Origin of the sequence: Pseudomonas sp. Pseusp88 (genome assembly GCF_047303955.1) — a bacterium.
GTDB lineage: Bacteria > Pseudomonadota > Gammaproteobacteria > Pseudomonadales > Pseudomonadaceae > Aquipseudomonas.
Window position 1 is genome coordinate 96670 of record NZ_JBGLYM010000011.1, and the last position, 21427, is coordinate 118096.

A 21427-nucleotide genomic window follows, 5' to 3' on the forward strand; every position below is an offset into this window, starting at 1 on the left:
AAGCTTCAAGCTACAAGCCAAAAGCAGCCTATACACGATCCGCTTGCAGGTTGCCGCTTGTAGCCTCAGTTCTGCATCTGCGCCAGATGCTCAGGCTGTATAACCCGCTTGGCATTCAGGTAAGCCTTCTGCCAGTAAGGCTTGTCCAGACTGTCGAGCTTGACCGTGCCTCCCGTCTGCGGGGCATGTACAAAACGGCCTTCGCCGACGTAGATCCCGGCATGACTGACCTGACCACCACCGCCGGTGGCAAAGAACACCAGATCACCGGATTGCAATTGGGCGCGATCGACATCCGGCGCGCGCATCACTACCAGGTCGCGGGTCGAGCGCGGCAGGGCAATACCGGCAGCATCACGATAGACGTAACCGATCAGGCCACTGCAATCGAATCCGGAATCTGGCGTATTGCCGCCCCAGCGGTAGGGCGTGCCGACCAGCCCAAGGGCACGGAACAAAACGTCTTCGGCAGCGGGAGGGGTTTGCGAGGGGGCAACCAGAACCGGACGTTGAACGATCCGGGGCTGCGGCGGTGGCGCACTGGCGCAGGCACCGAGCAAGGCTGCGAGGGAAATGACCGCCAGGCGTACCATTATCGACATAAACAACAACCTGCTGGATGCGGCTTATCTTGCCGAGCTGATCAATAAGGCGCGCTATAGCGCGCCCAGGCATTTCAAGGGTGACGGCGTTGGATTGTAGTCGAACTCATGGCAGTCGTCTGCTCAGGCGCAGAAGGCGGGGCCATGGCCAAGGCACGCTTGGCTTCGATAAAGGTCTTGCTCCAGTAGACATCGTCGAGACTGTCGACACGCACACCACCGCTGCGGCGGCTGCTGGAATGAATGAACTGGTCATCACCCAGGTAGATACCGGCGTGGCTGACGCGACCGCGACCGGCGGTGCTGAAGAACAGCAGGTCACCTGGCTTGAGATCGTTGCGTTTGACCAGCGGAGCGTCGATGTTGATCATTTCCCGCGACGAGCGCGGCAGGCTCATGCCAGCCTGTTCGCGGAACAGGTAGCCGATGAAACCGCTGCAATCGAAACCCGAACTGGTCGAAGTACCGCCGAAACGGTAACGGGTACCGATCAACGACTTGCCGCGTTCAAGGATGCTGTCAGCCAGGGCTGGCAACTGATAAGGCTTTTGTTCGGCAAACTGAGCCAGTTCGGCTTCAGTGGCCAGCTCATCCTGAAGAACAGAGCCGTCAGCACGATCAGCGCGATGGCCTGCGGATTGAGCGGTAACCGGGCTCTGGTACTGCTGTTGCGACGTCGGCATGTTGGCCGAGCAGCCGAAAAGCAGTGAGACGAGTGCGAGAGGCACGAGGGGTGCAAAGCGATTTAGCATGGGCACGACCGTGGCTGTGAAATTAAGAAGCCGCGACTATGCCCTCTATCGTTGTGATTTGCAAATTCAATCGGCTTACATGTGACTTATCAATTGATCCATGACATGTACTGCTCGAACCGGCAAAAACGCATCCATTTGCGCACTGTGATCAGTGGCTACCGGATTGATTTCCGCCGTGAATCCACCTGAAACCCGCGTGCGCAGCATGGGTTCGTGGATATAAGGGAAGCTCGCCGTGGTGCCAATACTCAGGACCATATCGAAGCCCAGGGTCATCTGCTCCTGCAAGGTCGCCAGGGCGTCCTGGGGTAACATTTCCTCAAACAATACGACCGGTGGTCGCAAAATGCCATGACAGCGTTTGCACAGCGGCGGCAGTGGCTGCTGCAAGTGCTCACTCAGCTGTGGGTCGTCGGCACCGCAGGTTTGGCAGAACAAGGGCGCCAACTGACCATGGATCTCGATCAGGCGCTCCGGCGGGCTACCCGCTGCACGATGATAGCCATCAACGTTCTGGGTCAGCACCCAGCAATCGGGTTTCATGCGCTGTAACCGGGCGATGGCGTAGTGGGCGGCATTAGCCTGGCCACCGAGGCAGGCACGGCCCAATTCGGCAATGTACTTCCAGCACAAGGCAGGGTCGCGGCGCAACATGGGCCCGGACAAAGCCATCTCAATGGGCAGGCCATCGGCAGTCTCGCCGTTATACAGACCACCTACCCCGCGATAGGTCGGCAGGCCGGAATCTGCGGACAGGCCAGCGCCGGTAATGATCAGGATGCGACGGGCATGACGCAAGGCAGCAGCGACCTGCAACACCAACGCCGGATCTACCACCCGAGGGTCTCTTTAAGGAAGGGAATGGTCAGCTTGCGCTTTTCCTGCAATGAGGCTTGATCCAGGCGTTCGAGCAGATCAAACAACGCACTCATGCTGCGGGTGCCGCGAGTCAGAATGAAATGCCCGACCTCATCGGTCAGGTGCAGGCCACGGCGCGAGGCACGCAGTTGCAGGGCGCGCAATTTGTCTTCATCTGACAAGGCACGCATCTGGAACACCAGAGCCATGGTCAGGCGTGACTTGAGATCGGCCAGCTTGACCGGCAATTCCCGAGGCGACTGGGACGCGGCGATCAGCAAACGACGGCCGCTGTCACGCAGGCGATTGAACAAATGGAACAGCGCCTCTTCCCACTCCGGCTTGCCGACCACCACTTGCAGGTCGTCGATGCAGACCAGTTCGTACTGTTCCAGATGATCGAACAATTCGACGCCCTGCTCTATGACCTGAGCCATGGGCAGATACACCGCCGGTTCACCCAGCTGTTCGAAACGCAGACAGGCCGCCTGCAACAGATGCGTACGCCCTACCCCGTCCTTACCCCAGAGGTAAATCAGGCTTTCGGTCCATCCGGCATCGGCTTCACACAGCCGCTCGACGTAGCCGAGGGCCGCAGCATTGGCGCCAGGATAGTAATTGATGAAGGTGGCGTCATCACGCAGACGCACACCCAGGGGCAGCTGAATCGGTTTCATGCTGGCTGAACGGCTCGGGGAGCCATAGGGGCCTCTGTGTAAAGTCTGCAAAGTCTATACCCGTGACGCCGGGCGCACAATGCGAGAGACCACAAGCAAAATCAAAGGTTTATACGCGTGACGGGCAAATCGCCCGTCACGCTTGGACAAAAAAGGAAACACTTACAAATCAGGATCTTCCGCGCCGCCGTAGATATCCGACTCTTTATAGAGGTCGTGCACGTGCCGCACCAGCACCATGATCACCGCCGCCACCGGCAGCGCCAGAAGGATACCGGTAAAGCCGAACAGCTCGCCGCCGGCCAGGATCGCAAAGATCACCGCCACCGGATGCAGGCCGATACGGTCCCCCACCAGCAACGGCGTCAGGACCATGCCTTCCAGCGCCTGGCCGACCATGAACACTGCGACAATCCCCAGCATCGGATACAGATCGCCACCGAACTGGAACAGCCCGGCAGTAATCGCCGCACCGATGCCAATCACGAAGCCCATGTAAGGCACGATGGCCGCCAGACCGGCGATCAGGCCGATCAACAGGCCCAGCTCCAGGCCCACCAGCATCAGGCCGGCAGCGTAGATCACGCCCAGGGCCAGCATCACCAGCAGTTGCCCGCGAATGAACGCGCCGAGCACTTCGTGGCATTCACCGGCCAGTTTGACGATGCGCTCCTCGCGATGCCGCGGCAGCAGGCCCTGGATTTTGGCCATCATCACGTCCCAGTCGCGCAGCAGGTAGAAGCACACCACCGGGATCAGCACCAGATTGGTCAGCCAGCCGATCAGCGCCAGGCTCGAAGCCGTGGCCTGGGACAGGATCACACTGACGATATCGCCGGTCTGCCCCATGTGCTCGGAGATCGCCGCCTTGATCTTGTCAAACTTCCAGAAACCATCCGCCAGGCCCAGCTTGGCCTGGGTCCAGGGCAGCGCCGTGTGCTGCAACCAGTCGAGGATCTGCGGCGCCAGTTCGTATAGGCGATACAACTGCTTGGCCAGCATCGGCACCAATACCAGCAGCAATGCCATCAGGATAAGGGTAAACAGCGCGAAGACCGCCACCACGCTCAAGGTCCGTGACAGCCCGAGCTTTTCCAGACGGTCGGCCAGGGGATCGCCCATGTAGGCAAGCAACAGCGCGATCAGGAATGGGGAGAGAATCGGGTGCAACAGGTAGATGAACAGGCATAGCAGCAGCACACCGCCAATCCAGAACCAACGCCGTGTATCAGTCATCAACACCTCTATATCAAACAAAACATAACCAACTGAATAAACGCGGTCTTTCTGTGGGACCGGCTTTAGCCGGGAAGACAATGTGAGAGCTGACAGAATGTATTGATTCTGCCTACGCCTTCCCGGCTAAAGCCGGTCCCACATGCCCCCATTACCAACGAAAATGCAATTGCGTCGCCGGAGCCGCAACAGGCGCCGGAGCCGCAACACCCGCTCCCGCATCAACCGGAGCGCCAGGCGCGGCCACCGCAGGGATCTCCCCCGCCGGCACTTCCTGCAACCTGGCCAGACTCAGTTGCGAACGAAGCTGATCAACGCTACCGGTCACTTCATAGGCAACACGGCTGCCATCCACCGATTGCAATCGCCCGCCGAACGGCTCAAGCAAGCGGTTCAACTGCGCGTAACGCTCGAATGTCATGCCCTGCACGTCCAGGGTCAAGGCGGTGGAGGCCCCAGGCTTGGCCACGTAACGCGGCGCCAGACGTTGACTGACCGCCAGCATCACCGCATCGGCCAGGGCTTCCTGACTGGTGCCTGTAGCCGTGCCCTGCTCGCGCTGATCGCCCAGCCATAGCCGCCATTGCGCCTGCCATTGGCCATTTTCTTCATGACCATGCACGGCCAGCAGCGCATCGGCACCATAGCGTTCGGATGCTTCTTTCAAGGGCGCCGGGTCGGTACTTTCAAGATTTTTTGCAGTGCCGACGCCCTGCTCGCTCAAATCCGCCAGGGGCAGGCGCAATGGCAGGCCACGGTGCTGGGCGGCATGGCGCAGAGGCTCGGCGGCGGGTTGGCCGTCGCCGATCAGATTCGAGCCATCAGTGGCATCCATCAGCCACCAGCCGAGAATGCTCGGCCGGTTGCTGCCCCACAGCGACAAACCAGCCTGGCGCAAGATGCGATCAGTGCTGACCGGATCGAAATCCACCAGCAACATCTGGGTCGCACCGGCTTCATAACCGGTCTGGTTGATGATCTGCTGCGGGTTCTTGCGCAGTTCGGCCAGGGCCGGGCCTTGGGTTGCCTTGGCATCGCCGGTCAGGCGCAGGATCAGGGTTTCCAGGGCCGCCTGGGTGGCGCGGGTACGCTCATCCGGCGATTGAGCCGTAACAGGCTCGCGCACCTGGTACAGATTGTTCACGGTTTCGGCCAGGCTCGGCAGACTGATCAGGGACAGGCAGCCGACGAATAGAAAACTAGAAAGACGCATGGAAGGTTCCCAAACGGAAAATGCGGAGTGAAAAGACCGCGTAACGAAGCCTAGGACCTCTAATGAGGGCCAATCATTCAACTATCCAGGAAAGGTACACCTTAATTCGCCCACGACGAACGGTGCAGGCCGTTGATTGAGATGTTTTTTTGTATCCTTGGCCCTGCCCGTCGGACCAGGGTCTGTTGCCACTCAATCGCAGCCGCGCCGGAGCCTGCTTTTGCGCGAGGCAAGGCGCGAGATGCGAAGTTTGGTTGTTCCAAATGAGCATCGAGCAACGTAGCCTCGCGCAAAAGCAGGCCCGGCCCTACGGGTTGCGATTGAATGCCAGCAGTCCCTAAAGGATGGCCCGTAGCCCCCAAGCCTGATAAAATCGCGCGCCTTCGCAGACTGGCGATGGTGGTGGCTTACCGACAAGGTCGTATTCAGACCTGTCCTGCTGGCCCCGCCGCAGCGGTCGATCCCCCGAATCCCCCCTAAAGGCCTGGATTATGAGCAAGCAACCCTCCCTGAGCTACAAAGACGCCGGTGTAGACATCGACGCCGGTGAAGCATTGGTCGAACGCATCAAGAGCGTCGCCAAGCGCACCAAGCGTCCGGAAGTCATGGGCGGCCTGGGTGGCTTCGGCGCCCTTTGCGAAATCCCGGCCGGTTACAAACAACCCGTGCTGGTCTCCGGCACCGATGGCGTCGGCACCAAGCTGCGCCTGGCGTTGAACCTGAACAAGCATGACAGCATCGGCATCGACCTGGTCGCCATGTGCGTCAACGATCTGGTGGTCTGTGGCGCCGAGCCACTGTTCTTCCTCGACTACTACGCCACCGGCAAACTCAATGTCGACACCGCCGCCCAGGTCGTCACCGGCATCGGCGCCGGCTGCGAGCTGGCTGGCTGCTCCCTGGTCGGCGGTGAAACTGCAGAAATGCCAGGCATGTACGAAGGCGAAGACTACGACCTGGCCGGCTTCTGTGTCGGCGTTGTAGAGAAAGCTGACATCATCGACGGCTCGAAAGTCGCCACCGGCGACGCCCTGCTGGCCCTGCCATCGTCCGGCCCGCACTCCAACGGCTACTCACTGATCCGCAAAATCATCGAAGTTTCCGGTGCCGACATCGAAACCATCCAGCTCGACGGCAAGCCGCTGACCGACCTGTTGATGGCGCCGACCCGCATCTACGTCAAGCAACTGCTCAAGCTGATCAAGGAAACCGGCGCGGTCAAGGCCATGGCCCACATCACCGGTGGCGGCCTGCTGGACAACATCCCGCGGGTGCTGCCAGCCGGTGCCCAGGCGGTTGTTGACGTGGCCAGCTGGCAGCGCCCGGCGGTGTTCGACTGGCTGCAGGAAAAAGGCAACGTCGACGAGCACGAGATGCACCGTGTCCTCAACTGCGGCGTCGGCATGGTCATCTGCGTCGCCCAGGAACACGTTGAAAGCGCCCTGAAAGTGCTGCGTGACGCAGGCGAGCAACCTTGGGTCATCGGCCAGATCGGCGTGGCTGCCGAAGGCGCCGCGCAAGTCGAGCTGAAAAACCTCAAGGCGCACTGATGCCACAGTCGATGTCGACAACCTGCGATGTGGTTGTGCTGCTGTCAGGCAGTGGTGGCAACCTGCAAGCCATGATCGACAGTTTCAAGGGCGAAGAGCAGCCTGTTCGCATCCGCGCGGTGATTTCCAACCGCGCCGATGCCTACGGCCTGCAACGCGCCAGGGACGCAGGGATCCCCGCCCACGTTCTGGACCACAAGCAATACGAGGGCCGCGAGGCCTTCGATGCGGCTCTGGTCGAATTGATCGACGGCTTCGCACCCCGGTTGGTGGTGCTGGCCGGATTCATGCGTATTCTCAGCGGCGACTTCGTGCGCCACTATCAGGGTCGCCTGCTGAATATCCACCCTTCCCTGCTGCCGCGTTACAAGGGCTTGCACACTCACCAGCGTGCCCTGGAGGCCGGTGACAGCGAGCATGGCTGCAGCGTGCACTTCGTCACCGAGGAACTCGATGGCGGACCACTGGTCGTACAGGCTGTTATAACGGTAGAGTTGCAAGATTCGCCCGATACCCTGGCGCAACGGGTGCATGTTCAGGAACACCGGATATACCCGCTGGCAATGCGCTGGTTCGCCGAAGGTCGTTTGAGCCTTGGCCCGAACGGCGCATTATTGGACGGTCAGTTACTCGCGGCCAGTGGCCACTTGATTCGAACCTAGGAGATATTATGCGTCGCGCTTTGCTCTTCGCTTTCGCTCTGTTTGCCTTGCCCGTAGTCAATGCAGCAGACCTTCAGCCCTTCTCCGCCAGCTACACCGCCGACTGGAAACAGCTGCCCATGAGCGGCACTGCCGAACGCAGCCTGCAAGCCGGTGCCAACGGCACCTGGACCCTGAGCTTCAAGGCGTCGATGATGATCGCCGGCCTGACTGAAATCAGCACCCTCAAGGACAACAACGGCACCCTGCTGCCGCAGACCTACCAGTTCGAACGCGGCGGCCTGGGCAAGCCCAAGAAAGTCGACCTGAACTTCGACTGGAGTACCAAGTTCATCACCGGCACCGACCGCGGCGAAGCGATCAAACTGCCACTCAATACCGGCGTCCTCGATAAGTCCACCTATCAGCTGGCCCTGCAGCACGACGTTGCCGCAGGCAAGAAAAGCATGAGCTACCAGGTGGTCGACGGTGATGAAATCGACACCTACGATTTCCGCGTCCTCGGCGCCGAGAAAGTCGCGACCAAGGTCGGCTCGGTGGATGCCATCAAGGTCGAGCGCGTACGCGACCCGACGCAGAACAAACGCATCACCGTGATGTGGTTCGCCAAGGACTGGGACTACCTGCTGGTCCGCCTGCAACAGGTCGAGACCGACGGCAAGGAATACAACATCATGCTTCAGGACGGTACCGTGAACGGCAAGACTGTCAAAGGCAGCTGATTCACACCGGCGTCACCGAAAACCCGTCCTTGCGACGGGTTTTTTATTGGCTTCGTGCTTTCACGCCGCAAATACGATCCTGTAGGAAACCGCACTCCGATTCAGATCATCGCAACATGAAAAAACCTTCATTTAGTCCCAAGCCAAGGCTCTAGCCCAACAAAAACGGGCCTTTCAGCGCTGTCACCGCGCAAGCTGACAGAAACATGAAAAAAACAACTATTTACGTAGGAGGCTAACAAATTCTATAAAAGAGGCCTGCGACGTCTTGCCGCACCTTCAAAAGCTCTGGAGTTTTCAAGATGACCGTAAAAGTGACTGAACGCGACGCTGCACACCTTTCCCACGAAGCCATTGCCAACGGCATTCAGATCTGGGATGTGCATCAGCAGGACATGCTGGTAGGAATGTTCCACGACGAGTCGGAAGCTCAACGCTACAAGATGGAACTCGAAGCGCAGGAAAGCCAACGTAACCAGTAAGACGCAATTTCAGAATTGCTCAAAAACAAAACCCGCACTTGGCGGGTTTTGTTTTTTCTGCGGTTTACCACATCAGATCATCAGGGATCTTGTAGGCCGCGTACGGATCATCGCCTTCGACTTTCTCTTCGGTGGCCTCGCTGAGCAACACGATACGCCGTGGATCGCGCTCCTGGATCTTCAGGGCCGCTTCACGGGGGATGACTTCGTAGCCGCCGCCGTGATGGACGATCGCCAGGGAGCCGTTACTCAGCTTGCTGCGCATCAGGTTGTTGACCGAGATACGCTTGACCTTCTTGTCGTCAACGAAGTTGTAGTAGTCCTCGGTGGTCAGCTTGGGCAGGCGCGACACTTCGATCAATTGCTTGATCTGCGCGGCACGGGCCTTCTCTTCGGCCTTTTCCTGCTGCTGGCGGTTCAGCTCCTGGTCGCGTCTGGCCTTCTCGGCCATGGCTTCCTGGGCGGCGCGCTTTTGCGAGTCGTCGATCTCGATCTGGCCCTTGTGCGCCAGACGCTGTTCTTTCTGCTTGTCTTTGCTGACCTGTTTGGCCTGCTTTTGGTTGACCAGACCTGCCTTGAGCAACTGGTCGCGAAGGGAAAGGCTCATTGTCTTACTCACTTATGCAGGGGCAGCGTCTCAGCCGCAGCTGGGCGCGTTATGTTCCTGACGTTTGGCTTCGCCCCACAGGGCATCCATTTCTTCGAGGGTGCAATCTTCAATGGGACGACCAGTGTCGCGCAATGCCTGTTCGATAAATCGAAAGCGCCGCTCGAACTTGCGATTGGCCGCGCGCAGGGCATTTTCCGGGTCGACCTTCAGATGCCGGGCCAGATTGACCGCCGAAAACAACAGATCACCGACTTCTTCGGCAATGACTTCGGCGTCGTGACTGGCCATGGCTTCCAATACTTCGTCCAGCTCTTCACGCACGTTGTCCACCACCGGCAATGCCGAGGGCCAGTCAAAACCGACCTGTGAAGCGCGCTTTTGCAACTTGGCTGCCCGGGATAACGCGGGCAACACGGCAGGGACATCATCAAGCAAGGACAGTTGTTGCGGCACGCTGGCCTTGGCTGCGCGTTCCTCGGCCTTGATCTGTTCCCAGCGCTGCTTGACCTGCTCTTCGCTCAGGCGCGGCGTCTCCAGCGGCGCATACAAATCGCCCGTGGGGAACACATGGGGATGACGGCGAATCAACTTGCGGGTAATGCCATCGACCACGCCGTCGAACTCGAAGCGGCCTTCTTCCCGGGCCAACTGGCTGTAATACACCACCTGAAACAACAGATCGCCCAACTCACCCTTGAGGTCATCAAAATCACCGCGCTCGATGGCATCGGCCACTTCGTAGGCTTCTTCCAGGGTGTGGGGCACGATGGTCGCGTAATTCTGCTGCACGTCCCATGGGCAACCGTACTGCGGATCGCGCAGGCGGGCCATGAGGTGCAGGAGGTCATCAAGTTTATACATGGGGTTCCCGTTGGTCACAGCTATCAGCGGCAAGCCACAAGCTTCAAGTTGTCCGCGTACAGCTTGCGGCTTGTCGCTTGAAGCTCGCAGCTACGCCTCAAGGCGTTCTGTTTCGCCGCGTCTCAATGATATTCGGCAACTGCGATATCCGCCCCAGCAAGCGTCCCAGGGCGTCAAGGCCAGGAATCTCGATGGTCAGGGACATCAGCGCGGTATTGTCTTCCTTGTTCGAGCGGGTGTTCACCGCCAGCACGTTGATCCGCTCGTTGAGCAGGACCTGGGAAACGTCACGCAGCAGGCCGGAACGGTCGTAGGCGCGGATGATGATGTCCACCGGATAGGTGAGCACCGGTACCGGGCCCCAACTGACCTGGATGATCCGCTCCGGTTCGCGACCGCCCAATTGCAGCACCGAAGCGCAGTCCTGGCGGTGGATGCTGACGCCGCGGCCCTGGGTGATATAGCCGACGATGGCATCCCCCGGCAGCGGCTGGCAGCAACCGGCCATCTGGGTCATCAGGTTGCCCACGCCCTGGATCTGGATATCGCCACGCTTGCCGGGCTTGTAGCCGGTGGCCTTGCGCGGGATCAGTTCCAACTGTTCGTTGCCGCGTTCCGGCTCGACCAGTTGCTGGGCCAGATTGACCAGTTGCGCCAGACGCAGGTCACCGGCACCGAGCGCGGCGAACATGTCCTCGGCGGTTTTCATATTGGCTTTTTCGGCCAGGCGTTCGAAGTCCACCTGTGGCAGCGCCAGCCGCGCCAGCTCACGTTCGAGCAGAGTGCGACCGGCCGCGACGTTCTGATCGCGGGCCTGCAGCTTGAACCAGTGAACGATCTTCGCCCGGGCCCGGGAAGTGGTGATATAGCCCAGGTTCGAGTTCAGCCAGTCGCGGCTCGGCGTGCCTTGCTTGCTGGTGATGATCTCGACCTGCTCACCGGTCTGCAGGCTGTAATTGAGCGGCACGATACGCCCGTTGATCTTGGCGCCACGGCAGTTGTGGCCGATCTCGGTATGGACCCGATAAGCGAAGTCCAGCGGGGTCGCGCCCTTGGGCAGGTCGATGGCGTGACCGTCCGGGGTAAAGACATAGACCCGGTCCGGCTCGATATCAACGCGCAGCTGCTCGGCCAGGCCGCCGATATCACCCAGCTCCTCGTGCCATTCCAGCACCTGGCGCAACCAGGAGATTTTCTCCTCGTAGTGATTGGAGCTGGGCTTGACGTCGGTGCCTTTATAACGCCAGTGGGCACAGACACCCAACTCGGCTTCTTCGTGCATGGCGTGGGTGCGTATCTGCACCTCCAGTACCTTGCCTTCAGGGCCGATCACCGCAGTGTGCAGGGAGCGGTAGCCGTTCTCCTTGGGGTTGGCGATGTAGTCGTCGAACTCCTTGGGAATGTGCCGCCACAAGGTGTGGACGATGCCCAACGCGGTGTAGCAGTCGCGCATTTCCGGGACCAGCACACGTACGGCGCGCACGTCATAGATCTGGCTGAATTCCAGACCCTTGCGCTGCATTTTGCGCCAGATCGAATAGATATGTTTGGCCCGGCCGCTGATATCAGCCTTGACGCCCGTGGCCAGCAATTCGTTTTCCAGCTGCCCCATGACCTCGCTGATAAAACGCTCACGGTCGAGACGCCGCTCATGCAACAGCTTGGCGATCTGCTTGTACTGCTCCGGCTCCAGGTAGCGGAAGGACAGGTCTTCCAGCTCCCACTTGATATGGCCGATACCCAGACGGTGAGCCAGGGGGGCGTAGATATCGAAGACTTCCCGGGCTACGCGATTGCGCTTTTCGTCGGCGAGATTTTTCACCGCGCGGATGGCGCAGGTGCGTTCGGCCAGCTTGATCAACGCCACGCGCACATCGTCGACCATCGCCACCAGCATCTTGCGCAGGTTTTCCACCTGGGCCTGGCTGCCCAATACCAGGGACTGGCGCGGGCTGAGGCTGGCACTGATCGCGGCCATGCGCAGCACGCCGTCGATCAGCTTGGCGACCGTCGGACCAAAACGCTGGGCGACGTCCGGCAAGGGAATCTTGCCCTCGCGCACGCCGCGGTAGATCACCGCCGCCACCAGGGAGTCCTGATCCAGCTTGAGGTCAGCGAGGATTTCAGCAATTTCCAGACCAGTCTGGAAACTGGAGGTGCCTTCTGCCCAGAGATTGTTCGAGGCGTTGTCCTGCTGCTCGGCATGCCGGGCAAACTCGCAGGCTTCCTTCAAAGCCTCACGGTCCAATGCGGTATCGACGCTGACTATGTGGTCGAGCCATGCATCGAGATTGATACTGCCGTCTGTGTTTATCGGCTGGTGCGCTCTCACCTGTACCATGTCACTTACCTTCCCTACGGCGTGATGAATTACGCCATCAGTCGCTGGTCTTTAAACGCGAATGCCCTACCAGACCTGGTATTCGCGACCAGTCGGATTAAACGAGACTCCCTGTGCTGGCCAACTCGACTCCTGGAGCTGGCGATCACTGACTCGTTTCAAATAAAGCCATCGCCTCGACATGGGCCGTCTGAGGAAACATATCGAGTATTCCGGCACGTTTTAATCGGTAGCCCTGCTGGATCAATTCGACCGTATCGCGAGCCAAAGTTGCAGGGTTGCATGACACATACAACAACCGCTGCGCGCCCAGCGCCTTGAGCTTGCGAACCACTTCGAAAGCGCCATCGCGGGGCGGGTCCAAGAGTACCGCAGAAAAGCCCTGGGCGGCCCAGCGCGCATCACTCAGCGGCTGGGACAGATCCGCCCGGTAAAAAGCAACATTGCCCAACCCGTTATCGGTCGCATTGCTCGCCGCTCGCTGCACCATCGTTGCCACACCTTCCACCGCCACCACTTCCCGGGCGGTTTTCGCCAGGGGCAGGGCAAAGTTGCCCAGCCCGCAGAATAAATCCAGCACCCGCTCATCGGCCTTCGGAGCCAGCCATTGCAAAGCCTGTTCAATCATTGCGCTGTTGACCACCGCATTGACCTGAATGAAATCACCGGGGCGATAAGCCAGCTGCAAATCCCAGGGTTCCAGACGGTAGCCGAGGGTTTGATCCGGCTCCACCGGCTGCGGCTCGCCTTCGCCATGCAACCACAGTTGTGCGTCATGCTTCTGACAGAAGCCCTTGAGAATCGTCAGATCGCCGTCGCTCAATGGCGCCGTATGGCGGACCAATACCGCAATGGCCGAACCACTGAACAGCTCGACATGCCCTAAAACCTGGGGCTTGGCGACCCCCCTGAGCATTTCGGGCAATTGCGTCATCAGGGGTTGCAAGGCCTGTACCAGCACCGGGCAATGCTCAATGGTAACGATGTCCTGACTGGAGGCGGCGCGAAAGCCAACGTCCAGACGTTTAGCCTTGGCATCCCAACGTACCGCGATGCGCGCACGGCGACGGTAGCCCAGTTCAGGGCCACTCAGGGGCTCGGCCCACTCTTCGGGTTCGACGCTGGCCACGCGTTGCAATTGCTCGGCGAGCATGCGCTGTTTCAGGGCGAGCTGTTCAGCATGGGGCAGGTGCTGCACGCTGCAACCACCGCAACGGCCGAAGTGCGCGCAGGCAGCCGGGCGGCGCATGGCGCTGGCCTGCAGGACTCTTTCGGTTCGCGCCTCGACAACTTTGCCATGGGCACCCAGCACCCGCGCCTCGATTTCCTCACCGGCCAGGCTGCCGGCGACAAACCAGGTCTTGCCTTCATGGAACGCGATGCCACGGCCGTCGTTGGCCAGCCGTTCGATGGTCAGTTTCTGCTTTTTACCGGTCGGTATCTGGGGGGCACGGGTGCCGCCAGCAGGCTGGAAGCGCAGGCCTCGCTCATGCCTGGCCATCAGTTGGGCGCGTCGTAGACGCCGGTCGACAAGTAACGGTCGCCCCGGTCACAAATGATGGCGACCATGACCGCGTTCTCGACTTCCCGGGACAGGCGCAACATGCCCGCCACCGAGCCGCCTGATGACACGCCGCAAAAAATACCTTCTTCACGGGCCAGACGACGCATGACGTCCTCGGCCTCGGCCTGGGCCATGTCGAGAATGCGATCGACACGGTCGGCCTGATAGATCTTCGGCAGGTATTCATGGGGCCAGCGACGGATCCCGGGAATGGCCGAGCCCTCCATCGGTTGCAGGCCGACGATCTCGATGGCCGGGTTCTGCTCCTTGAGATAGCGCGAGGTGCCCATGATGGTCCCCGTGGTGCCCATGGAGCTGATGAAATGGGTGATGGTCCCGTCAGTCTGGCGCCAGATTTCCGGGCCGGTGCCGGTGTAGTGGGCCTCGGGGTTGTCGCCGTTGGCGAACTGATCGAGGACCTTGCCACGTCCTTCGAGCTGCATGCGCTCGGCCAGGTCCCGGGCGCCTTCCATGCCCTCTTCCTTGGACACCAGAATCAGTTCGGCGCCATAGGCCGTCATCGCCGCCTTGCGCTCGGCGCTGGAATTGTCCGGCATGATCAGGATCATGCGGTAGCCCTTGATCGCCGCCGCCATGGCCAGGGCGATACCGGTATTGCCGGAAGTCGCTTCGATCAGCGTGTCACCGGGATGAATCTGCCCGCGCAGCTCGGCACGGGTGATCATCGACAACGCCGGACGATCCTTGACCGAACCGGCAGGGTTATTGCCCTCAAGCTTTACAAGCAAGGTATTGCTGGTATTACCGCCCAGGCGTTGCAGACGCACCAGCGGAGTGTTGCCGATGCAATCGGCGATGGTTGGATACTGCAAAGTCATGGCGTATTCGCGATTCAGACTGCGGGGATTGCCTATCATACCGGCAAACCTCTGCGGCCCATATCACGCAAAGTGTGGGAGTTATCGCGAAAAGGTATAAGACCTCACTCCAGAGGCTGGTGAAGACCTGTAGGAGCTGCCGAAGGCTGCGAATTGGCTGTATCTGAAACACCGCTTCGCAGCCTTCGGCAGCTCCTACGAAAAATTTCGCAGATCTGGTTCAACCCTGCCGCGCAGTCAGGCGCATAGTAACCCGCAGCCCCTGCCCATTGTTCTCGGCCCACATATCCCCACCCTGGGCCAGCAACGAATGCCGGGCAATGCTCAGGCCCAGGCCGAAGCCGCCATCACCGGGGCGCGAGCCGTCCAGGCGAGTGAAGGGGGCAAAGATTCGTTCCAGATCCTCTTCGGCGACGCCGCCGCCCTGATCATCGAGCCAGAAAAACCACTGGCCACCCTCTTGCCGCCCGCCCAGGTGCACGACGCCATCAGCCGGGGAATGGCGAATGGCATTGCGCAGCAGGTTTTCCAGGGCCTGGGCCAGGCTATTGAGGTGGCCGCGGACCCGGCAGTCGGCATCGAGATCGCTGCTCAGCCGTGAGGGCAGCCAACCGCTTTCGAAGCAGGCGTTCTCGGCGAGGATTTCCCACAGGGCGACGACCTGAATGTCTTCCAGAGGCAAGCGCTCGCGCTCGGTGTCCAGCCAGGCCAGTTGCAGGGTGTCGTCCACCAGCCGCTGCATACCATCCACCTCACGGCTCAGGCGCTGGCGCAACCGCTCCAGTTCCTGTTCGCTCTCGCAGGCAACCCGCAGACGGCTCAAGGGGGTGCGCAACTCATGGGACAGGTCGCGCAACAACTGCTGCTGCACCGCCACGGTACTTTGCAGACGCCGGGTCATATGGTCGAAGGCCCGGCCCAGTTCGCCCAGCTCATCCCGCCGCCGGGTGAGCTGTAGTGGCAGGTGATTACTTAATTCATCGGCACGCAAGGCGTTGGCCTGTTCACGCAGTTGATTGAGCGGCACGATCAGCAAGCGATACAGCCCCACACAGAACAACAGCGTCAGCAGTGCCGGGATCAGGCCGTTGGTCAGCAGTTGCCAGAGCCATAGATATTGCCCCGGGGTAAAACGCTCAGGCAGTTCGATCACCAGGCTGCCCTGAGCCGCGTCCCTGGGAAACGGTACTTTCAGCCAGGGCGCCAGCACCGAACGCTGGCTGGTCGGCCAGTCCAGGCCGCGCAGGAAAGTCAGGCGGTGATTCTGCTCGTCAGTCAGGGGCCGCGTGGCCAGGGACTGCAAATCCGGGCCGATGACGCCGACCCAGCCGGGCTCCCGCTGACGCATCGCCGCAATCCAGGCATCGACGCCCGCACTGTGACCGGTCTCCCAGGCCTGCTCGGCCTCGGCGGCATAGCCGCTGATCACCTCCCGCGCATCCTGGGACAGATAGGCGTTCTGCAATTGCACATAACGCCCCCACGACCAACTCAGCCAGATCATCAGCAGGCAAAAACACACCAGCGAAAACGCCAGTTTCCAGAACAGCGAGGATTTGCCCGGCAGGCGCAGGCGCGGTTCAGGCATCGCTGTCGGCAGCCGTCAGCACATAACCCTTGCCCCAGACCGTGCGCAGCTCACGCTCGACATAGCCAATGGCCTTGAGCTTGCGGCGAATCTGGCTGACGTGCATGTCGAGGCTGCGGTCATGCTGGGAATAGCCGCGTTGCAGCACCTGTTGATAAAGGAAGGGTTTACTCAGGACTTCCTCGGCATTGCGCCAGAGGATTTCCAGCAGGCGGTATTCGCTGCGTGTCAGTTCCGCGCAACACTGCTTGAAACTGACATCGCAGGCTCGCTCGTCGAACGCCAGTTCACCCGAGATAACCTCGGCAGCAGAGTGGGCCGCAGACTCAGCCTGCAGATGACGACGCTCCAGGGCCACCCGCCGTAATACCGCTTCGATACGCACATGCAGCTCGGCGACACTGAACGGTTTGGGCAGGTAGTCATCGGCGCCGTTACGAAAGCCAGTGATGCGATCGGCCTCGGCCCCCAGCGCCGACATCATGATCACCGGAATGCTCTGGTCGCGGCGCAGTTGCAGCAACACCTCCAGGCCGTTCATGCCGGGCAGCAGGATATCCATCAGCACCAGGTCGAAGGCCTGTTGCCGGACCAGCGCCAGGCCGTCGAGACCGTTCTGACACCAGGTCACCTGGAAGCCGCAACGGTCAAGCTGCTCATGCACGTAGGCACCGAGGACGGGATCGTCTTCGATGGCCAGAATGCTGGGCGAGGGGCCGGAACGATGAATGACTTCGGGATTCATTAGCTTTGGCGACTGATTCTCAGTCCGCAATTATTAAAGAATGCGTGAGCGGGAGCAAGCGACACGACCGCACATCCTCGATAACCGTTGCAGGGAACAATCGGCCGCCATTAGGGCCGCGCAAATGGCTACACTGCGCAGACGCGAAAATCAGCGAACATCCCCGGCCGTTGGAGAAAAAGCGTGCTGAACAAGCTCGGAATCAAAGGTCGCGTACTGCTGCTGACCATATTGCCAGCCAGCCTCATGGCGGCCGTGCTCGGTGGGTACTTCACCTGGATGCAGCTGTCGGACCTGCAGGCGCAGCTGCTGCAACGCGGCGAAATGATCGCCGAGGAGCTCGGTCCGCTCTCGGCATCGGCACTGGATCGTGCCGACAAGCCCATGCTTGCGCGCATTGCCGGGCAGGCCCTGGAGCAGGCCGATGTACGCGCCGTGTCATTTCTCGACGCCGACCGCACGCTGCTCGCCCATGCCGGGCCGAGCATGATCAACCAGGCCCCCATCGGCAACAGCACCCATCTGCTGCAACGCACTGGTAACGATGCCACCCGCTACCTGTTGCCGGTGTTCGGCCGCCAGCGTCACCTGACCGGCGACGTCGTGCCGGAAGAGGCCGACCGCCTGCTCGGCTGGGTCGAACTGGAACTGTCCCATAACGGTACCCTGCTGCGCGGTTATCGCAGCCTGTTCGCCAGCCTGCTATTGATCGCCACCGGCCTGGGCCTGACGGCGATCCTTGCCCTGCGCATGAGCCGCACCATTAACACCCCGTTGAGCCGGATCAAACAGGCCGTGGCCCAACTCAAGGACGGTAACCTGGAAACGCGCCTGCCGCCCCTGGGCAGTATCGAACTCGACGAACTGGCCTCGGGCATCAACCGCATGGCCGCGTCCTTGCAGAACGCTCAGGAAGAACTGCAACACAGCATCGACCAGGCCACCGAAGACGTGCGCCAGAACCTGGAAACCATCGAGATCCAGAACATCGAGCTGGACCTGGCCCGTAAAGAGGCCCTGGAGGCCAGCCGGATCAAATCCGAATTCCTCGCCAATATGAGCCACGAGATACGCACTCCGCTCAACGGCATCCTCGGCTTCACTCATTTACTGCAAAAAAGCGACCTGACCCCACGCCAGCTCGACTATCTGGGCACCATCGAAAAATCCGCCGACAGCCTGCTGAGCATCATCAACGAAATCCTCGACTTTTCGAAGATCGAGGCCGGCAAGCTGGTGTTGGACAGCGTGCCGTTCAACCTGCGCGACCTGCTACAGGATACTTTGACCATCCTTGCCCCGGCGGCCCACGCCAAGCAACTGGAACTGGTCAGCCTGGTCTATCGCGACACGCCCCTGGCGCTGCTCGGCGACCCCCTGCGGCTCAAGCAGATCCTCACCAACCTGGTCAGCAATGCCATCAAGTTCACCCGCGAAGGCACCATCGTTGCCCGGGCCATGCTCGAGGACGAAACCGAAGAAAACGTGCAACTGCGCATCAGCGTGCAGGACACCGGTATCGGCCTGTCCAGCCAGGATGTCCGAGCGTTGTTCCAGGCCTTCAGCCAGGCCGATAACTCACTGTCGCGCCAGCCGGGCGGCACGGGTCTGGGCCTGGTGATCTCCAAGCGCCTGATTGAACAGATGGGCGGCGAAATCGGCGTCGACAGCACCCCCGGCGAAGGCTCGGAGTTCTGGATCAGCCTGAATCTGCCCAAGGCCCGGGAAGATGCCGAAGACCTGCCGGCCATCGCCCTGGTCGGTCGCCGGGTCGCTCTGCTGGAAAGCCATCCCCTGACCCGCCAGGCCCTGGAGCATCAACTGGAAGACTGCGGCCTCGACGTGCTGCTGTTCAACAATATGGAGAACCTGCTCAACGGCGTCACCGCCGCGCACCAGACACCCCAGGTCATCGATCTGGCCGTACTGGGCATCACCGTGCACGAGCTGCCGCCGGAGCGTCTGCGCCAGCATGTCTGGGACCTGGAAAATCTCGGTTGCAAGGTGCTGGTGCTGTGCCCGACCACCGAGCAGTCACTGTTCCAGCTGTCAGTGCCGGACATGTACAGCCAGTTGCAGGCCAAGCCCGCCTGCACGCGCAAGATGCGCAGCAGCCTGAGCGATCTGATCAGCCCGCGGCCCTTGCGCAACGACGCTATCGAGCCCCTGTCCAGCCGCGCGCCACGCCTGCTGTGCGTGGACGACAATCCGGCCAACCTGCTATTGGTGCAGACCCTGCTGGAAGACATGGGCGCCGAAGTGGTTGCCGTCGACAGCGGTTACGCCGCCCTGCAAGCGGTGCAGAGCGAAACCTTTGACCTGGTGCTGATGGATGTGCAGATGCCCGGTATGGACGGTCGCCAGGCCACCGAAGCGATTCGCGCCTGGGAACAGGAACGGCAGAGCACAGCCCTGCCCATCGTCGCCCTCACCGCCCACGCCATGGCCAACGAAAAACGCGCCCTGCTGCAAAGCGGCATGGACGACTACCTGACCAAACCCATCAGCGAGCGACAGCTGGCCCAAGTGGTGCTGAAATGGACCGGCCTGGCCCTGCGTACGGTTTCTGCCGAACGCCATGTGGAAAACGTCAGCCACAGGGCCAACCTGCATGTCCTCGACCCTGAAGAAGGCCTGCGCCTGGCGGCAGGCAAGAGCGACCTGGCGGCGGACATGCTGGCCATGCTCCTGGCTTCCCTGGACAGCGACCGCGAAGCCATTCGCCACGCCCGGGAAGCGGATGATATCGCCGCCCTGATCGAACGCGTCCACCGCCTCCACGGCGCCACCCGCTACTGCGGCGTGCCGCAACTGCGCGCCGCCTGCCAGCGCAGCGAAACCCTGCTCAAACAGAACGCCCCGGAAACCCAGGCGGCTCTGGATGAACTGGACAAAGCCATTACCCGACTGGAACAGGAAGCCAGGGTCAGTGCGTGATCGGGATCAAGATGCCTGTCATTAAAGACGCCCAAACTCGACGGTGGGACCGGCTTTAGCCGGGAAGAGGCCAGTAAATCCAATACATATAGTGGGCTTGGAATGCCGCCTTCCCGGCTAAAGCCGGTCCCACACGAATCTCGTCCGCAAGATACCCCGCACTACCCGACAAGGACCCCGCCATGCGCACCCTCCTCTTCAGCAGCCAGACCTACGACCGTGACAGCTTCCTGGCCACCCAGGCCCCCGGCGAGATTGACCTGCATTTCCAGCCGGCGCGCCTGACCCTGGATACCGTCGCCCTGGCCGATGGCTACCCGGTGGTCTGTGCCTTCATCAATGACGACCTCAGCGCCCCGGTACTGGAAAAACTGGCCGCCGGTGGCACGCAACTGATCGCCTTGCGCTCGGCCGGTTTCAACCATGTCGACCTGCCGGCCGCCAAGCGTCTGGGTCTGAGCGTGGTGCGGGTCCCGGCCTACTCGCCCCATGCCGTGGCCGAACATGCGGTGGCACTGATCATGTCCCTCAACCGCCATCTGCACCGCGCCTACAACCGCACCCGCGACGGCGACTTCACCCTGCATGGCCTGACTGGTTTCGATCTGGTCGGCAAAACCGTCGGCGTGGTCGGCACCGGGCAGATCGGCGCCGCCTTTGCGCGGATCATGGCCGGCTTCGGCTGCAAGCTGCTGGCCTATGACCCCTACCCCAACCCCGCGGTCGAAGCCTTGGGCGCGCGCTACCTGAGCCTGCCGCAAGTGTTGGAACAGGCGCAGATCATCAGCCTGCACTGCCCGCTGACAGAACAGAGCAAGCACCTGATCAACGCCGACTCCCTGGCGCGCATGCAGCGCGGCGCCATGCTGATCAATACCGGTCGTGGTGCCCTGGTCGACACCCCGGCGCTGATCGAGTCGTTGAAAAGCGGCCAGCTCGGCTACCTGGGCCTGGACGTCTACGAAGAGGAAGCCCAGCTGTTCTTCGAAGACCGCTCCGACCTGCCCCTGCAGGACGATGTACTGGCGCGGCTGCTGACCTTCCCCAACGTGATCATCACCGCGCACCAGGCCTTTCTGACGCAGGAAGCCCTGGCGGCCATCGCCCGGACCACCCTGGATAACATCCGCGCCTGGCGCCAGGGCACGCCGCAGAACCGGGTCGACGGCTGACAGGCGTCGGTTA

At 61.0% G+C, this 21427-nt stretch carries 19 protein-coding genes; 6 read left to right on the top strand and 13 right to left on the bottom strand.

The window, feature by feature from the left end:
- Nucleotides 1-65: 65 nt before the first annotated feature.
- The 6 genes from ACCD02_RS16290 to ACCD02_RS16315 all read right to left on the bottom strand — a co-directional run bounded on the left by ACCD02_RS16290 (nucleotide 66) and on the right by ACCD02_RS16315 (nucleotide 5341).
- A complete protein-coding gene (locus tag ACCD02_RS16290; RefSeq protein ID WP_413303665.1) occupies nucleotides 66-602 on the bottom strand; it encodes a C40 family peptidase in 537 nt (178 codons plus the stop codon).
- A 74-nt stretch (nucleotides 603-676) separates the two neighbouring features.
- Complete coding sequence (locus tag ACCD02_RS16295) at nucleotides 677-1354, bottom strand: C40 family peptidase (protein WP_413303668.1); 678 nt, start codon at nucleotides 1352-1354, stop codon at nucleotides 677-679.
- Nucleotides 1355-1429: 75 nt separating this feature from the next.
- The gene (locus ACCD02_RS16300; protein ID WP_413303671.1) at nucleotides 1430-2194 is read right to left on the bottom strand and encodes an NAD-dependent deacylase; all 765 of its coding nucleotides are present in this window, start codon (nucleotides 2192-2194) and stop codon (nucleotides 1430-1432) included.
- Complete coding sequence (hda, locus tag ACCD02_RS16305; protein WP_259099285.1) at nucleotides 2188-2892, bottom strand: DnaA regulatory inactivator Hda; 705 nt, start codon at nucleotides 2890-2892, stop codon at nucleotides 2188-2190. Before hda ends, ACCD02_RS16300 begins: the two co-directional genes overlap by 7 nt.
- Before the next feature lie 162 nt (nucleotides 2893-3054).
- On the bottom strand, nucleotides 3055-4128 hold the full coding sequence (locus ACCD02_RS16310) for an AI-2E family transporter (RefSeq protein WP_413303673.1): 1074 nt from the start codon (nucleotides 4126-4128) through the stop codon (nucleotides 3055-3057).
- Between the two features lie 151 nt (nucleotides 4129-4279).
- Nucleotides 4280-5341, bottom strand: a complete 1062-nt coding sequence (locus ACCD02_RS16315) for a DUF2066 domain-containing protein (protein ID WP_413303676.1) — start codon at nucleotides 5339-5341, stop codon at nucleotides 4280-4282.
- Nucleotides 5342-5832: 491 nt separating this feature from the next.
- Between ACCD02_RS16315 and purM the strand changes: the two genes are divergently transcribed.
- From purM to ACCD02_RS16335, 4 genes are all read left to right on the top strand, one after another.
- A complete protein-coding gene (purM, locus tag ACCD02_RS16320) occupies nucleotides 5833-6891 on the top strand; it encodes a phosphoribosylformylglycinamidine cyclo-ligase (RefSeq protein WP_413303678.1) in 1059 nt (352 codons plus the stop codon).
- An 11-nt stretch (nucleotides 6892-6902) separates the two neighbouring features.
- A complete protein-coding gene (purN, locus tag ACCD02_RS16325; protein WP_413303811.1) occupies nucleotides 6903-7553 on the top strand; it encodes a phosphoribosylglycinamide formyltransferase in 651 nt (216 codons plus the stop codon).
- Between the two features lie 8 nt (nucleotides 7554-7561).
- A complete protein-coding gene (locus ACCD02_RS16330) occupies nucleotides 7562-8275 on the top strand; it encodes a DUF3108 domain-containing protein (RefSeq protein WP_413303681.1) in 714 nt (237 codons plus the stop codon).
- A 302-nt stretch (nucleotides 8276-8577) separates the two neighbouring features.
- Nucleotides 8578-8757: a hypothetical protein gene (locus ACCD02_RS16335; RefSeq protein ID WP_413303684.1), complete on the top strand. Its 180-nt coding sequence runs from the start codon at nucleotides 8578-8580 to the stop codon at nucleotides 8755-8757.
- A 64-nt stretch (nucleotides 8758-8821) separates the two neighbouring features.
- Here ACCD02_RS16335 and ACCD02_RS16340 read toward each other — a convergent pair whose 3' ends face one another.
- The 7 genes from ACCD02_RS16340 to ACCD02_RS16370 all read right to left on the bottom strand — a co-directional run bounded on the left by ACCD02_RS16340 (nucleotide 8822) and on the right by ACCD02_RS16370 (nucleotide 17305).
- Nucleotides 8822-9364, bottom strand: a complete 543-nt coding sequence (locus tag ACCD02_RS16340; protein ID WP_413303687.1) for a DUF2058 domain-containing protein — start codon at nucleotides 9362-9364, stop codon at nucleotides 8822-8824.
- A gap of 30 nt (nucleotides 9365-9394) precedes the next feature.
- Nucleotides 9395-10228: a nucleoside triphosphate pyrophosphohydrolase gene (gene mazG, locus ACCD02_RS16345; RefSeq protein WP_413303690.1), complete on the bottom strand. Its 834-nt coding sequence runs from the start codon at nucleotides 10226-10228 to the stop codon at nucleotides 9395-9397.
- Between the two features lie 97 nt (nucleotides 10229-10325).
- The gene (gene relA / locus ACCD02_RS16350) at nucleotides 10326-12569 is read right to left on the bottom strand and encodes a GTP diphosphokinase (RefSeq protein ID WP_413303692.1); all 2244 of its coding nucleotides are present in this window, start codon (nucleotides 12567-12569) and stop codon (nucleotides 10326-10328) included.
- Between the two features lie 145 nt (nucleotides 12570-12714).
- Nucleotides 12715-14070, bottom strand: coding sequence for a 23S rRNA (uracil(1939)-C(5))-methyltransferase RlmD (rlmD, locus tag ACCD02_RS16355; RefSeq protein ID WP_413303696.1), 1356 nt, complete (start codon nucleotides 14068-14070; stop codon nucleotides 12715-12717).
- Nucleotides 14070-14972 (bottom strand): cysteine synthase CysM, encoded by a 903-nt coding sequence (gene cysM, locus ACCD02_RS16360; RefSeq protein ID WP_413303814.1) that lies wholly within the window; start codon nucleotides 14970-14972, stop codon nucleotides 14070-14072. Before cysM ends, rlmD begins: the two co-directional genes overlap by 1 nt.
- 220 nt (nucleotides 14973-15192) lie before the next feature.
- The gene (locus tag ACCD02_RS16365; protein WP_413303699.1) at nucleotides 15193-16560 is read right to left on the bottom strand and encodes a histidine kinase sensor domain-containing protein; all 1368 of its coding nucleotides are present in this window, start codon (nucleotides 16558-16560) and stop codon (nucleotides 15193-15195) included.
- Nucleotides 16553-17305: a response regulator transcription factor gene (locus ACCD02_RS16370; protein WP_413303702.1), complete on the bottom strand. Its 753-nt coding sequence runs from the start codon at nucleotides 17303-17305 to the stop codon at nucleotides 16553-16555. Before ACCD02_RS16370 ends, ACCD02_RS16365 begins: the two co-directional genes overlap by 8 nt.
- 183 nt (nucleotides 17306-17488) lie before the next feature.
- Here ACCD02_RS16370 and ACCD02_RS16375 point away from each other — a divergent pair, with 183 nt between their 5' ends.
- Together ACCD02_RS16375 and ACCD02_RS16380 are read left to right on the top strand one after the other, a co-directional pair.
- Complete coding sequence (locus ACCD02_RS16375) at nucleotides 17489-20242, top strand: response regulator (RefSeq protein WP_413303705.1); 2754 nt, start codon at nucleotides 17489-17491, stop codon at nucleotides 20240-20242.
- Between the two features lie 182 nt (nucleotides 20243-20424).
- The gene (locus ACCD02_RS16380; protein WP_413303707.1) at nucleotides 20425-21414 is read left to right on the top strand and encodes a 2-hydroxyacid dehydrogenase; all 990 of its coding nucleotides are present in this window, start codon (nucleotides 20425-20427) and stop codon (nucleotides 21412-21414) included.
- The last annotated feature ends 13 nt before the right edge of the window (nucleotides 21415-21427 follow it).